The following is a 13,826-nucleotide window of genomic DNA, read 5'->3' as shown; positions in this document are numbered from 1 at the left end:
TTACAAGCCGGATGACATAATCATCCGGTAAATCTCAAAAAGCCGGAGTTTGTCGCTCCGGCTTTTTTGTTTCAGACGATCTCTTCCGCGTACTGCCAAAGCGCTTTTAACAGCGCCACTTTCTCTTTGTCATCGGCATATTGTTGTGCCAGCATCTGCAATTCATCAGCATAGCCCTGCAAAAACTCTGGCGTGAAAACCTGGCGGCGGTGCTCCAGCCAGCGTTGCTGCTCGGCATAATCCAGCGTCCCCGGGAAGTTGCGCGCCCGATAATTGAACAACAGCTTTTCAATCCGTTTATCAACAAAAGTGATATCCAGTGCCGGTAAATTACGCGGCTCGGTTTCCAGCACAATTTTCATTGCTGCACGATCGGCGTCACTGAAAAAACCATTATAAAGCTGTGCATCCACGTTATCTGAAGGCGTAAACGGTTCGGCTTCGGCGAATATCGCCACCACTTTTTCACGCACTTGCGGATTTTCACGCAGAATTTTCAGGTTATCGAGGCAATGCTGACGATTAATTCCCAGTCGGTCGGCATCTTCCGGGCGTAGCGTATTCGCCTGGGCCAGCACCGGACATTTATTGATATGCACCAGTTTAACCGGAACGGCGGCGTTATCGCCAAGATCGGCTTTTGCGGTATATAAACGCTCGCGCAATGTGTCGCTATCCAGCTCCAGTAATGGCGAAATGTCTCCTGCCAAATCCACCATAATTACGGCATTGCGATTTTCAGGATGCCACGCCAGCGGTGCCACCCAGCTGGTATTGCCACGCCATGCCCCAAACATTCCGGAAACGTGAACCAGGGGTTTCATCTGCGGAACATCAATCAACGCCATCAGTTTGTGTTTATTACGATGGGTAAAGAGATAATCAAACAGGCGTGGCTGACGCGTTTTTACCAGTTTCGCCATCGCAATAGTGGCGTACACATCAGCCATCGCATCGTGGGCGTTGCTATGTTCAATACCATTCGCTTTGGTTAAATGCTCAAGGCGAAAGCTCGGTAGACCGTCATCATTTTCAGGCCAGTTTATTCCTTCCGGGCGCAGGGCATAACAGGCACGCATAACATCCAGTAAATCCCAGCGCGAGTTATCATGCTGCCAGCTCCAGGCGTAAGGATCGTAGAAATTACGATAAAAAACGTTGCGTGTGACTTCGTCGTCGAAACGCACATTGTTGTAGCCCAGAATACAGGTCTTCGGTACGGTAAAAAGCGAGTGAATACGGGCGGCAAACGCGGCTTCGTTTTCTCCTTTCGCCCGTGCCTCCTGCGGGGTAATACCGGTAATTAATACTGCTTCAGGCTGGGGTAAATAGTCATCCGCGGGCTTGCAGTAAAAGACTTCGGGTTCGCCGATGACATTGAATTCGTTATCAGTGCGAATGGCTGCGAACTGTGCAGGGCGATCTAACGCGGGGTGCGTTCCAAAGGTTTCGTAATCGTGAAACAAAAAGGTAGATTGTTGCTTACCGTCATTCATCATTAGGTTAAATCCGTTATTTCTGCTGTCTGCCAGAGTATCAAATATCACCGTGCTAATCAGCTTTAGCGCGACAATTTGGCAGCGAGTGGCAACAGATCATGTCAGATAAAAATGAGATAGTAGTCACATTTTCTTGCACTTTATTCCAGCCAGTTCATAAGTATTTCCGTAAAAAGAACAGCTATTTGAAACACCTGAGGGTTTGCTGTTGAAACGCCGTCTTATTATTGCTGCTTCTTTGTTCGTTTTTAATTTATCGTCTGGTTTTGCGGCGGAAAACATTCCTTTTTCACCTCAGCCTCCAGAGATTCATGCCGGGTCCTGGGTATTGATGGATTACACCACCGGTCAGATTCTCACCGCGGGTAATGAGCATCAACAGCGCAATCCCGCCAGCCTGACAAAGCTGATGACGGGCTATGTTGTGGATCGCGCTATCGATAGTCATCGCATTACGCCAGACGATATTGTCACCGTGGGGCGTGATGCGTGGGCGAAAGATAATCCGGTGTTTGTCGGTTCTTCACTGATGTTTTTGAAAGAGGGCGATCGCGTATCGGTACGTGATTTAAGCCGTGGTTTAATTGTGGATTCCGGAAATGACGCTTGTGTTGCACTGGCTGACTATATTGCCGGTGGGCAACGGCAGTTTGTTGAAATGATGAACAACTATGCCGAGAAGCTGCATCTCAAGGATACGCATTTTGAAACAGTGCATGGTCTGGATGCACCTGGCCAGCATAGCTCGGCTTATGATTTAGCTGTGCTTTCTCGCGCTATCATCCACGGCGAGCCCGAGTTTTATCATATGTACAGTGAGAAAAGCCTCACCTGGAACGGTATCACCCAGCAAAACCGTAACGGGTTATTGTGGGATAAAACCATGAATGTTGACGGCCTGAAAACGGGTCATACTTCTGGTGCCGGGTTTAATCTCATTGCTTCGGCTGTAGACGGGCAGCGTCGCCTCATTGCAGTGGTAATGGGTGCTGACAGCGCAAAAGGTCGTGAGGACGAGGCAAGAAAATTACTGCGTTGGGGGCAACAAAACTTTACTACGGTGCAAATTTTGCACCGTGGGAAAAAGGTCGGGACGGAACGTATCTGGTATGGCGATAAAGAAAATATCGCCCTGGGAACGGAACAAGAGTTCTGGATGGTGCTACCTAAAGCCGAAATTCCACATATCAAAGCCAAATATACCCTTGATGGTAAAGAACTCACCGCGCCAATTAGCGCCCATCAGCGGGTAGGGGAAATTGAACTTTACGACCGTGATAAACAGGTGGCGCACTGGCCGCTGGTTACCCTGGAATCTGTCGGGGAAGGCAGCATGTTTTCCCGCCTGAGTGATTATTTCCACCATAAGGCCTGACCTTTCTTTTGCAGCAGACTGGCAGGAGTGCGAGTCTGCTCGCATAATCAACACTCATTCCTTGTGGTTTTAATATTGCAACTATACTGTATATAAAAACAGTATTGGTGGAGGTGTCATGAACTACGAGATTAAGCAGGAAGATAAACGTACCGTTGCAGGTTTCCATCTTGTTGGCCCGTGGGAGCAGACGGTAAAGAAAGGTTTTGAGCAGTTGATGATGTGGGTAGATAGCAAAAATATCGTGCCGAAGGAGTGGGTTGCTGTCTATTACGACAATCCAGATGAAACACCCGCCGAAAAATTACGCTGCGACACCGTCGTGACGGTACCGAATAACTTTACGCTCCCCGAAAACAGTGAGGGCGTCATTCTGACAGAAATTTCAGGTGGTCAGTATGCGGTGGCGGTGGCGCGTGTAGTCGGTGATGATTTTGCTAAACCCTGGTATCAGTTCATTAATAGCCTCTTGCAGGACAGTGCTTATGAAATGTTACCAAAGCCCTGCTTTGAGGTTTATTTGAACAATGGCGCGGAAGAGGGGTACTGGGATATCGAAATGTATGTTGCGGTGCAGCCAAAACATCACTAATTCATCTCAGGGCGGTGTGTAACGCGATGACCACTCTTTTTTTGAAAGCGAAAAGAGTAAGATGCGCCTTTCAAATTTTTCGCTCCTGCCGGGAAATTACACTGTTCCCGGTATGTCCGTCGGATAATTCAGAGGCGCGCCTTCTGGCCGACAGATGTGTTATGAGCGCTTTTAATCTTCATTAACGGAGTTTCTGCGTGCGTGCCGATAAGTCATTAAGCCCGTTTGAAATCCGGGTATACCGCCATTACCGCATTGTGCATGGTACTCGGGTCGCGCTGGCATTCCTGCTCACTTTTCTCATTATCCGCCTGTTTACTATCCCGGAAAGCACCTGGCCGCTGGTCACCATGGTGGTGATTATGGGGCCAATCTCGTTCTGGGGTAACGTTGTCCCTCGCGCCTTTGAACGTATTGGCGGTACGGTGTTGGGGTCGATTTTAGGTCTTATCGCTCTGCAACTGGAGTTAATCTCGTTACCTCTGATGTTGGTCTGGTGCGCGGCGGCCATGTTCCTTTGTGGTTGGCTGGCGCTGGGCAAGAAACCGTATCAAGGTTTATTGATTGGGGTGACGCTGGCAATTGTTGTTGGTTCCCCGACAGGTGAAATTGATACGGCGTTATGGCGAAGCGGCGATGTGATCCTCGGCTCTTTACTGGCAATGTTGTTTACCGGTATCTGGCCACAAAGGGCGTTCATCCACTGGCGCATTCAACTGGCGAAAAGTCTGACCGAGTATAATCGGGTCTATCAATCTGCATTCTCACCGAACTTACTCGAACGCCCACGTCTGGAAAGCCATCTACAAAAACTCCTGACCGATGCCGTGAAAATGCGTGGGCTGATTGCGCCCGCCAGCAAAGAAACCCGTATTCCCAAATCGATATATGAAGGTATCCAGACCATTAATCGCAATCTGGTTTGTATGCTGGAGTTGCAAATCAATGCATACTGGGCCACGCGCCCCAGCCATTTCGTGTTATTGAACGCGCAAAAACTTCGTGATACCCAGCACATGATGCAGCAAATACTGCTGAGCCTTGTTCATGCGCTGTACGAAGGTAATCCGCAGCCGGTTTTTGCCAATACGGAAAAATTGAACGATGCTGTGGAAGAGCTGCGTCAGTTGCTCGATAACCACCATGACCTGAAAGTCGTGGAAACACCAATCTATGGTTATGTGTGGCTGAACATGGAAACAGCGCATCAGCTTGAATTGCTATCGAATCTGATTTGCCGGGCCTTGCGCAAATAATTCCTGAACTTCAGAATCATCTTGCTGCTGCTTCGATTCAGCAAGGATAAAGGGTATGATAGTGAAAAGGGATAAAAGCATTGTCATCTGCGGCAGCTATGAGTAATGTTGGCCCTAACGAATAGCGGTTGCTTAAACGAATCCGACTCTCACATTATCAGGGGTATAAAAATGGAAACTACCAAGCCTTCATTCCAGGATGTACTGGAATTTGTTCGTCTGTTCCGTCGTAAGAACAAACTGCAACGTGAAATTCAGGACGTTGAGAAAAAGATCCGTGACAACCAGAAGCGCGTCCTGCTGCTGGACAACCTGAGTGATTACATCAAGCCGGGGATGAGCGTTGAAGCAATCCAGGGCATCATCGCCAGCATGAAAGGTGACTATGAAGATCGCGTTGACGATTACATCATCAAAAATGCCGAGCTCTCCAAAGAACGCCGCGATATCTCCAAAAAGCTGAAAGCTATGGGCGAAATGAAAAACGGCGAAGCGAAGTAATTCCTGTTTTATTCAATGAGGGTTGCCCGGTAACCCTCATTGCTCATTGTTTCTTTTCTGTGTATCACCGTCATCACTCCCATCTGATAACCTATTGAAATTAGCGACAGCCTTCTTCTGTATGCAGCAAGGCAAAAAGTTCTGTAACTCCATTGTTATTAACCGCACTGGTTACTAACACGTTGTGCGCTCCAGCTTCCCGTAACCAACATTTCACCAAAGATATTTGTTCCATACTGGCTAAATCTGCTTTGGTTACTACTCCGATGACCGGGCGATTCATTGACGAGGTAAAGCCTGGCGAAAAAGGTGACCACGGTGCGTCCGCATTAAGTACCAGCGCGATAATGTCTGCTTCGCAGGCACTGACCAACAATGCACTGTAAAGGCGGCGATTTTATTGGTGAGGACTGGCAGCAAGATTTCCAGCCTCTTAACGGTGGGCCTGTGCAATCGTTATCAGATGCGTATAGCGATTATTCAGTGCTGCTATTGATAGCAGCTGAAAGCGAGATATCCGTTCCAGAATGGTTCCCTCATTCTGAGGGAACGACGGTAATTTTGATTGCAGAACACAATGCCCGTTTGCTGAATGGTCCGGCTGGTGGGGCTGTAGCATTAATCCATTATTTGAATGAAATCTGTCATGCCAGAGAAACCGCTGTCAATGACGCATTTTGTCGGACGTTAACACGAGGAAGTCTGGCTATTCCGCAATGCCATCTTCTTTCGTAATGGATTGAGAATGCTGGATTTTTAATTATATTACGCGCAGTATTAATCGCGTAAATGTTTTGCGGTCAGCAACGGTGGGGGATCCATTGTTCTGTTCAATGAATACCATCATACAATTGAATCAGGAGTCGGTATGATGATTTTGGTGACGGGGGGCGCACGGAGCGGGAAGAGTCGCCACGCAGAGGCGCTTATTGGGGACTCTTCACAGGTTCTGTATATCGCCACCTCGCAAATCCTTGATGATGAGATGGCTGCACGGATAGAACATCATCGGCAAGGCCGCCCGGCTCACTGGCGCACAGTGGAGCGCTGGCAACATCTTGATGAATTAATTCATGCAGACATTAACCCGAATGAGGCTGTGTTGCTGGAATGCGTTACCACAATGGTGACTAATCTGTTGTTTGATTATGGCGGCGATAAAGACCCTGATGAATGGGATTATCAGGCGATGGAACAGGCGATTAATGCTGAGATTCAGTCGTTGATTGCTGCCTGCCAACGTTGCCCCGCAAAGGTTGTATTAGTGACTAATGAAGTGGGAATGGGGATTGTGCCGGAGAGTCGTCTGGCACGACATTTTCGTGATATTGCCGGGCGGGTAAATCAGCAGCTGGCCGCTGCGGCAAATGAAGTATGGCTGGTGGTTTCGGGTATTGGAGTAAAAATCAAATGAGTAAATTATTTTGGGCGATGCTCTCATTTATTACGCGTCTGCCTGTACCGCGTCGCTGGTCCCAGGGACTGGATTTCGAGCATTATTCTCGCGGTATTATTACTTTTCCTTTAATTGGATTATTGCTTGGCGCGATTAGCGGGCTGGTCTTCATGGTGCTGCAGGCATGGTGTGGCGTACCACTGGCGGCATTGTTTAGCGTACTTGTGCTGGCGCTGATGACCGGGGGATTCCACCTGGACGGCCTCGCTGATACCTGTGATGGCGTATTTTCTGCACGTAGCCGCGATCGCATGTTGGAAATCATGCGTGATAGCCGTTTAGGCACCCACGGCGGTCTGGCATTGATTTTTGTTGTACTGGCAAAGATTCTGGTGTTAAGCGAGCTGGCTTTGCGTGGCGAACCGATCCTTGCATCGCTGGCGGCAGCATGTGCGGTCAGCCGTGGGACTGCCGCATTATTGATGTATCGTCATCGTTATGCCCGAGAAGAAGGGCTTGGCAATGTGTTCATTGGCAAAATTGATGGGCGACAAACCTGCGTCACACTCGGTTTAGCCGCTATTTTTGCTGCCGTATTATTGCCAGGTATGCATGGTGTGGCTGCTATGGTGGTGACGATGGTGGCGATTTTCATCCTCGGTCAGCTTCTCAAACGTACGCTGGGCGGGCAAACCGGCGATACGCTGGGAGCAGCCATAGAGCTTGGTGAACTGGTCTTCCTGCTGGCACTGCTATAAAGAGACGTGACATGCAAACACTTGCCAATTTACTGAATACGATCCCTGCCATCGATCCTGCCGCTATGTCGCGTGCACAACGGCATATTGACGGGTTACTCAAACCTGTTGGTAGCCTGGGAAGGCTGGAGGCGCTTGGCGTACAACTGGCGGGAATGCCGGGGTTGAATGGCATACCGCATGTGGGCAAAAAAGCGGTACTGGTTATGTGTGCCGATCACGGCGTCTGGGAGGAAGGGGTCGCTATTTCCCCAAAAGAAGTGACAGCCATTCAGGCTGAAAATATGACCCGCGGAACAACCGGCGTGTGTGTGCTGGCAGCACAAGCGGGCGCTTACGTCCACGTAATTGATGTTGGTATTGATACTGCTGAGCCTATCCCCGGGCTTATCAACATGCGTGTCGCACGAGGTAGCGGCAATATTGCTTCAGCTCCGGCAATGAGTCGCCGTCAGGCTGAAACGTTGCTTTTGGACGTCATATGCTATACGCGGGAGCTGGCAAAAAACGGTGTCACGCTGTTTGGTGTAGGTGAACTGGGGATGGCAAACACGACACCGGCAGCGGCGATAGTGAGCACAATCACTGGCCGGGATCCTGAAGAAGTGGTTGGGATTGGCGCAAACCTGCCGACAGATAAACTGGCTAATAAAATTGATGTTGTGCGACGGGCGATTACGTTGAATCAACCAAATCCGCAGGATGGCGTTGATGTCCTGGCAAAAGTGGGTGGATTTGATTTGGTCGGAATGGCTGCCGTGATGTTAGGCGCTGCGTCCTGCGGTTTACCGGTGTTGCTGGATGGATTTCTTTCTTATGCTGCCGCGCTCGCAGCCTGCCAGATGTCTCCTGCAATCAAACCGTATCTCATTCCTTCTCACCTGTCGGCAGAAAAAGGGGCGCGTATAGCGTTGTCGCATTTGGGGCTGGAGCCTTATCTCAATATGGATATGCGTTTAGGTGAGGGAAGTGGCGCAGCTCTGGCGATGCCCATCATCGAAGCTGCCTGTGCGATATACAACAGCATGGGCGAACTTGCTGCCAGTAATATTGTTCTACCGGGGAATACGACTTCTGATTTGAACAGTTAAAAACGAAAAGTCTGATAAAAGCTATACTTATCGGATAGTATTCGCGACTTAGGAAAGGGACATGATGCGTCGTGTAAATATTTTTTGCTCATTTGCTCTACTTTTTGCCAGCCATAATAGCCTGGCGGTAACTTATCCATTACCTCCAGAGGGTAGCCGTTTAGTGGGACAGTCGCTTACTGTAACTGTTCCTGATCACAATACCCACCCGCTGGAGACTTTTGCCGCACAATACGGGCAAGGGTTAAGTAACATGCTGGAAGCGAATCCGGGCGCTGATGTTTTCTTGCCGAGGTCAGGCTCGCAACTCACCATTCCGCAGCAACTAATTTTGCCCGCCACTGCTCGTAAAGGGATTGTGATTAACGTCGCTGAGATGCGTCTTTATTACTACCCTCCAGACAGTAATACTGTGGAAGTCTTTCCTATTGGTATCGGCCAGGCTGGGCGAGAAACCCCGCGTAACTGGGTGACTACCGTTAAACGTAAACAAGAAGCACCAACCTGGACGCCAACGCCGAACACCCGGCGCGAATATGCGAAACGAGGGGAGAGTTTGCCCGCATTTGTTCCTGCGGGGCCTGATAATCCCATGGGGCTGTACGCGATTTATATTGGCAGGCTATATGCCATCCACGGTACCAATGCCAATTTTGGTATTGGGCTCCGGGTAAGTCAGGGCTGTATTCGTCTGCGCAATGACGATATCAAATATCTGTTTGATAATGTTCCTGTAGGTACTCGTGTACAAATTATTGATCAGCCAGTGAAATACACAACGGAACCGGATGGATCAAAGTGGCTGGAAGTTCATGAGCCGCTGTCGCGCAACCGTGCGGAATATGAGTCAGACCGAAAAGTGCCTTTGCCAGTAACGCCATCTTTGCGGGCGTTTATCAACGGGCAAGAAGTTGATGTGAATCGCGCAAATGCTGCATTGCAGCGCCGATCAGGAATGCCTGTGCAAATTAGTTCTGGTTCAAGACAGATGTTTTAAGAGCGTTGTTAATTAGAAAGCAAAAAGCCTGCTCGAAAGCAGGCTTTTTTGAATTTGGCTCCTCTGACTGGACTCGAACCAGTGACATACGGATTAACAGTCCGCCGTTCTACCGACTGAACTACAGAGGAATCGTGTGAACGGGGCGCATATTAATGGCAGTGCATGGTGATGTCAAAGGGTGAAATGCATTTTTTTGTTTGTTTGCTGTCAATTTCAACAAAGTGGTGAGCTTTCAATCTTATTGGGTAATGAACCATCGTGGTGCATACCCTCCTTTTATAGGGCAGGGGAACGCGACAGCTGATTAAAGGAGCCAATGACGAATCTATCATAATCTCTTATTTGACAGTTGCTTAGCTTGTACATCAACGCCAAAATAAAACTGGCAAGCATCTTGCACTCTGGTTGTAAGTAATGGCGGCACTTGGGCCGATTCTTAAACACCGGAGGCAACATGAACTTCAGACGCTTGAAATACTTCGTAAAAATTGTAGATATTGGTAGCCTGACCCAGGCTGCTGAAGTATTGCATATCGCACAACCAGCGCTCAGTCAGCAGGTTGCCACACTGGAAGGTGAGTTAAATCAACAACTTTTGATTCGCACAAAACGGGGCGTTACGCCAACTGACGCCGGAAAAATTCTCTATACCCATGCGCGGGCCATTTTACGTCAGTGTGAGCAGGCCCAACTGGCGGTGCATAACGTTGGTCAGGCATTATCGGGGCAAGTCTCGATTGGCTTTGCGCCAGGAACCGCTGCGTCATCCATCACCATGCCTTTATTGCAGGCGGTTCGCGCTGAATTCCCGGAAATTGTTATTTATCTCCATGAAAATAGCGGTGCTGTGCTCAACGAAAAACTGATAAGCCACCAACTCGATATGGCAGTGATTTATGAGCATTCTCCTGTGGCTGGTGTTTCCAGTCAGGCTTTGCTGAAAGAAGATCTTTTCCTGGTAGGAACGCAAGATTGTCCGGGGCAAAGCGTTGATGTTAATGCTATAGCACAAATGAACCTCTTTCTCCCCAGCGATTACAGTGCCGTTAGACTTCGTGTTGATGAGGCTTTTTCCCTACGGCGGCTTACAGCAAAAGTTATTGGGGAAATTGAGTCTATTGCCACGCTTACCGCAGCAATTGCCAGCGGCATGGGCGTTGCAGTCTTACCCGAATCGGCCGCGCGTTCGTTATGTGGCGCAGTAAACGGATGGATGTCACGCATTACCACACCTTCAATGAGTCTCTCTTTGTCATTAAATTTACCCGCCAGAGCGAACTTATCACCACAGGCGCAAGCAGTGAAAGAGTTGTTAATGTCAGTGATGAGTTCTCCAGTGATGGAAAAAAGGCAGTGGCAATTGGTGAGCTAAGCGTTATATCGGGATGGAATAAGATGCGGGTTTTTATTATTTGTTATGCCGGGCATTAAACTTTAACAATAACGTGATATCTGAACTGCCCGGAGTTTACCGTGAATTTCCAACAACTAAAGATAATCCGCGAGGCTGCACGTCAGGATTACAACCTGACAGAGGTTGCGAATATGCTTTTTACCTCACAGTCAGGCGTCAGCCGTCACATTCGGGAACTGGAGGATGAACTTGGCATCGAAATATTTGTTCGACGAGGTAAGCGACTGCTGGGCATGACTGAACCGGGCAAAGCATTACTGGTCATTGCAGAACGTATTCTGAATGAAGCCAGTAATGTTCGTCGGCTTGCAGACCTGTTTACCAACGATACGTCTGGCGTTCTCACTATTGCAACGACGCATACTCAGGCACGTTATAGCTTGCCTGAGGTCATTAAAGCTTTTCGCGAACTTTTCCCGGAGGTTCGGCTGGAGCTAATCCAGGGGACGCCACAGGAAATTGCAACTTTGTTGCAAAATGGCGAAGCTGATATTGGTATCGCCAGCGAGCGTTTAAGTAATGACCCGCAGCTCGTCGCCTTCCCGTGGTTTCGTTGGCACCATAGTTTGCTTGTTCCACTCGATCATCCCTTGACGCAAATTATACCGTTGACGCTGGAATCAATAGCGAAGTGGCCGTTAATCACTTACCGACAGGGGATTACGGGGCGCTCACGTATTGATGACGCATTTGTCCGCAAAGGTTTGCTGGCAGATATTGTATTAAGTGCGCAGGATTCTGATGTCATTAAAACCTATGTTGCACTCGGGCTGGGGATTGGATTAGTTGCCGAACAATCCAGCGGTGAACAAGAGGAAAAGAATTTAATCCGTCTGGATACGCGGCATCTTTTCGATGCTAATACTGTCTGGTTGGGACTCAAGCGAGGACAACTTCAGCGTAACTATGTCTGGCGCTTTCTGGAACTTTGTAATGCAGGACTGTCAGTTGAGGATATCAAGCGCCAGGTGATGGAGAACAGTGAAGAGGAAATTGATTATCAGATATAGCAAAAAGCCCGCTATAAAAGCGGGCTTTTCAGAAATTTGGCTCCTCTGACTGGACTCGAACCAGTGACATACGGATTAACAGTCCGCCGTTCTACCGACTGAACTACAGAGGAATCGTGAGAACGAGGCGAATATTAGCGACGCCCATCCACAATGTCAAAGCCTGTTTTTTAAATTTGAAATCGTTTGCTGAAATAATCTGCACTTTGTCGTTTATTTCAACACAACTGGCTTTTTTTCACACTTTTGCGGCTCAGATCTAGGGTATTTCCACAGCCAACGTCCAGTAACCATGCGCCAGTAAAACAGCACGGCCCGCACAGCCCAGTCGGCAAACATTCCCATCCAGACACCAACCACACCCCAGCCAAGCATGATTCCCAGCACATAACCGACTACAACCCGGCAACCCCACATGCTCAACATAGAAACCCACATGGCGTAACGGGCATCGCGAGCACCCTTAAATCCAGCGGGTAGCACCCATGAGGCAGACCAAATAGGCATAAATAAAGCATTTAGCCAAATCAGAATCACAACGACATGTTTAACCTGTGGATCCTGGGTGTAAAACGATGCCATAACCCCAGCAAAGGGAGCCGTTAGCCAGGCGATGGCCGTTAATCCAAGAGTGGACAGCCAGAACACATGCCGCAACTGAATCTCTGCTTGCGCTATCTGCCCTACCCCCAACCTTCGGCCTGTAATGATCGTAGAAGCAGAGCCGAGCGCACTTCCGGGTAAGTTGATAAGAGCCGCAATTGAAAACGCGATAAAATTCCCGGCAATAACACTGGTCCCCATCCCGGCAACGAACATTTGGGTTAATAACCGACCACTGGTAAATAACACTGATTCGACACTCGCTGGAATACCAATCCCCATGACTTCCCAGATAATGCTAAAATTCAGCGGTTTAAAATAGCTCTTTAACGAAATCCTTAGCGCAGGATTAAAACCAATCGCCAGCACCCACAAAATTGCCACTGCGCCAATATAACGAGAAATGGTTAACCCCAACCCAGCCCCGACAAATCCCAGTCCCGGCCAGGAGAAAAGGCCGTAAATCAATATGCCGCTAATAATAATATTAAGAATATTCAGGCTACCGTTAATCAGTAGCGGTATTTTCGTATTCCCTGCACCACGAAGTGCCCCGCTACCAATCAAAGTGATGGCAGCTGCTGGATAACTGAGTACCGTCAGCTCCAGATAAGTCAACGCCAGTGCTTTAACTTCTGTCGTGGCATCACCCGCGACGAAATCAATAATTTGTTCGCCAAAATGATGAATAAGCGTTGCCAACAGTACGGCAAACAACGTCATGATCACCAATGACTGTCGCGTCGCCACCCTCGCTCGTCGTCGATCCCGCTTACCGAGACTAAATGCCACAACGACAGTAGTACCAAGATCGATAGCTGCAAAAAAAGCCATAATGACCATATTGAAGCTGTCCGCCAATCCCACGCCGGCCATCGCATCTTTTCCCAGCCAGCTGACCAGAAAAGTGCTCAGGACACCCATCAACAGGACACAGGCGTTCTCCATGAAGATAGGAACAGCAAGCGGGGTTATCTCGCGCCAGAACAACACTTTGTAACTCTTGCGTTTGGCGTGCCAGCGAGTGCCGTGAACAACCTGGCGTAAAGCAGAGGAGATATTCAAAGCCGACCTTAATTGCAAAAAGTGAAACCACATTTCAAATGATGAGGGAGAATCAGCAAAGCTGCAAAGATTTTTGCCGACAAATTGTCTGCAAATGCAACAAACTGTTGATAGAAACGGCAAACAGTTGAGGAATTTAAAAATCGGGTTTGACAAAAAATTTTTCGCCGTTAAGATGTGCCTCAACAGCGATTCCTCTGTAGTTCAGTCGGTAGAACGGCGGACTGTTAATCCGTATGTCACTGGTTCGAGTCCAGTCAGAGGAG

General features: G+C 48.7%; 13 protein-coding genes, 3 tRNA genes and 1 pseudogene. 12 read left to right on the top strand and 5 right to left on the bottom strand.

Annotation, left to right across the window (positions count from 1 at the left end; genetic code table 11):
- Positions 1-71: 71 nt before the first annotated feature.
- Positions 72-1,499 (bottom strand): exodeoxyribonuclease I, encoded by a 1,428-nt coding sequence (gene sbcB / locus BEB42_RS13455; protein WP_000980548.1) that lies wholly within the window; start codon positions 1,497-1,499, stop codon positions 72-74.
- 208 nt (positions 1,500-1,707) lie between these two features.
- Between sbcB and dacD the strand changes: the two genes are divergently transcribed.
- The 4 genes from dacD to BEB42_RS13435 all read left to right on the top strand — a co-directional run bounded on the left by dacD (position 1,708) and on the right by BEB42_RS13435 (position 5,223).
- Entirely contained in the window at positions 1,708-2,874 is a 1,167-nt protein-coding gene (gene dacD / locus BEB42_RS13450; RefSeq protein WP_001353122.1) for a serine-type D-Ala-D-Ala carboxypeptidase DacD, read from the top strand.
- Positions 2,875-2,992: 118 nt separating this feature from the next.
- Positions 2,993-3,466 (top strand): DNA gyrase inhibitor SbmC, encoded by a 474-nt coding sequence (gene sbmC, locus BEB42_RS13445; protein ID WP_001105394.1) that lies wholly within the window; start codon positions 2,993-2,995, stop codon positions 3,464-3,466.
- Between the two features lie 197 nt (positions 3,467-3,663).
- A complete protein-coding gene (locus BEB42_RS13440) occupies positions 3,664-4,722 on the top strand; it encodes an FUSC family protein (protein ID WP_001200890.1) in 1,059 nt (352 codons plus the stop codon).
- A gap of 171 nt (positions 4,723-4,893) precedes the next feature.
- Entirely contained in the window at positions 4,894-5,223 is a 330-nt protein-coding gene (locus tag BEB42_RS13435; protein WP_000450409.1) for a DUF496 family protein, read from the top strand.
- A gap of 100 nt (positions 5,224-5,323) precedes the next feature.
- Here BEB42_RS13435 and BEB42_RS13430 read toward each other — a convergent pair.
- A pseudogene (locus BEB42_RS13430) lies at positions 5,324-5,620 on the bottom strand (EutP/PduV family microcompartment system protein); the annotation flags it as partial.
- Between BEB42_RS13430 and BEB42_RS13425 the strand changes: the two are divergent.
- The 5 genes from BEB42_RS13425 to ldtA all read left to right on the top strand — a co-directional run bounded on the left by BEB42_RS13425 (position 5,599) and on the right by ldtA (position 9,465).
- Positions 5,599-5,958 carry a hypothetical protein gene (locus BEB42_RS13425; RefSeq protein WP_000543512.1) on the top strand — a complete coding sequence of 120 codons (360 nt, stop codon included), beginning with the start codon at positions 5,599-5,601 and terminating at the stop codon, positions 5,956-5,958. The pseudogene BEB42_RS13430 and the gene BEB42_RS13425 sit on opposite strands and share 22 nt — an antisense overlap.
- Positions 5,959-6,091: 133 nt before the next feature.
- Positions 6,092-6,637 carry a bifunctional adenosylcobinamide kinase/adenosylcobinamide-phosphate guanylyltransferase gene (gene cobU / locus BEB42_RS13420; protein WP_000973165.1) on the top strand — a complete coding sequence of 182 codons (546 nt, stop codon included), beginning with the start codon at positions 6,092-6,094 and terminating at the stop codon, positions 6,635-6,637.
- Positions 6,634-7,377 carry an adenosylcobinamide-GDP ribazoletransferase gene (gene cobS, locus BEB42_RS13415; protein ID WP_001297350.1) on the top strand — a complete coding sequence of 248 codons (744 nt, stop codon included), beginning with the start codon at positions 6,634-6,636 and terminating at the stop codon, positions 7,375-7,377. Before cobU ends, cobS begins: the two co-directional genes overlap by 4 nt.
- A gap of 11 nt (positions 7,378-7,388) precedes the next feature.
- Complete coding sequence (cobT, locus tag BEB42_RS13410; RefSeq protein ID WP_001193832.1) at positions 7,389-8,468, top strand: nicotinate-nucleotide--dimethylbenzimidazole phosphoribosyltransferase; 1,080 nt, start codon at positions 7,389-7,391, stop codon at positions 8,466-8,468.
- Positions 8,469-8,529: 61 nt separating this feature from the next.
- Positions 8,530-9,465, top strand: a complete 936-nt coding sequence (gene ldtA / locus BEB42_RS13405) for a L,D-transpeptidase (RefSeq protein ID WP_123058309.1) — start codon at positions 8,530-8,532, stop codon at positions 9,463-9,465.
- 55 nt (positions 9,466-9,520) lie between these two features.
- On the opposite strand, the gene BEB42_RS13400 is transcribed toward ldtA, so the two are convergent.
- A tRNA-Asn gene (locus BEB42_RS13400) sits at positions 9,521-9,596 on the bottom strand.
- 326 nt (positions 9,597-9,922) lie between these two features.
- On the opposite strand from BEB42_RS13400, the gene nac reads away from it, so the two are divergent.
- Together nac and cbl are read left to right on the top strand one after the other, a co-directional pair.
- Positions 9,923-10,840 (top strand): nitrogen assimilation transcriptional regulator NAC, encoded by a 918-nt coding sequence (gene nac / locus BEB42_RS13395; protein ID WP_001011467.1) that lies wholly within the window; start codon positions 9,923-9,925, stop codon positions 10,838-10,840.
- Positions 10,841-10,941: 101 nt separating this feature from the next.
- Positions 10,942-11,892: an HTH-type transcriptional regulator Cbl gene (gene cbl, locus BEB42_RS13390; protein WP_001011014.1), complete on the top strand. Its 951-nt coding sequence runs from the start codon at positions 10,942-10,944 to the stop codon at positions 11,890-11,892.
- Positions 11,893-11,929: 37 nt separating this feature from the next.
- Here the strand turns inward: cbl and BEB42_RS13385 are convergent.
- A tRNA-Asn gene (locus tag BEB42_RS13385) sits at positions 11,930-12,005 on the bottom strand.
- Between the two features lie 100 nt (positions 12,006-12,105).
- Positions 12,106-13,593, bottom strand: coding sequence for a toxic metabolite efflux MATE transporter YeeO (yeeO, locus tag BEB42_RS13380; protein ID WP_077627094.1), 1,488 nt, complete (start codon positions 13,591-13,593; stop codon positions 12,106-12,108).
- 160 nt (positions 13,594-13,753) lie between these two features.
- On the opposite strand from yeeO, the gene BEB42_RS13375 reads away from it, so the two are divergent.
- Positions 13,754-13,826 (top strand) — tRNA-Asn (locus BEB42_RS13375).

The organism is Escherichia sp. MOD1-EC5990, from assembly GCF_002965285.1.
In the GTDB taxonomy this organism is placed as follows: domain Bacteria; phylum Pseudomonadota; class Gammaproteobacteria; order Enterobacterales; family Enterobacteriaceae; genus Escherichia; species Escherichia coli_F.
The sequence above is the reverse complement of the archived record's forward strand: the minus strand, read 5'-3'. Positions and strand labels throughout refer to the sequence as shown.

Coding starts and splice junctions, on each gene's coding strand:
- sbcB (WP_000980548.1), bottom strand. CDS start 1,499: ATGATGAATGACGGTAAGCAACAATCTACCTTTTTGTTTCACGATTAC.
- sbmC (WP_001105394.1), top strand. CDS start 2,993: ATGAACTACGAGATTAAGCAGGAAGATAAACGTACCGTTGCAGGTTTC.
- BEB42_RS13435 (WP_000450409.1), top strand. CDS start 4,894: ATGGAAACTACCAAGCCTTCATTCCAGGATGTACTGGAATTTGTTCGT.
- BEB42_RS13425 (WP_000543512.1), top strand. CDS start 5,599: ATGCACTGTAAAGGCGGCGATTTTATTGGTGAGGACTGGCAGCAAGAT.
- cobU (WP_000973165.1), top strand. CDS start 6,092: ATGATGATTTTGGTGACGGGGGGCGCACGGAGCGGGAAGAGTCGCCAC.
- cobS (WP_001297350.1), top strand. CDS start 6,634: ATGAGTAAATTATTTTGGGCGATGCTCTCATTTATTACGCGTCTGCCT.
- cobT (WP_001193832.1), top strand. CDS start 7,389: ATGCAAACACTTGCCAATTTACTGAATACGATCCCTGCCATCGATCCT.
- ldtA (WP_123058309.1), top strand. CDS start 8,530: ATGATGCGTCGTGTAAATATTTTTTGCTCATTTGCTCTACTTTTTGCC.
- nac (WP_001011467.1), top strand. CDS start 9,923: ATGAACTTCAGACGCTTGAAATACTTCGTAAAAATTGTAGATATTGGT.
- yeeO (WP_077627094.1), bottom strand. CDS start 13,593: ATGTGGTTTCACTTTTTGCAATTAAGGTCGGCTTTGAATATCTCCTCT.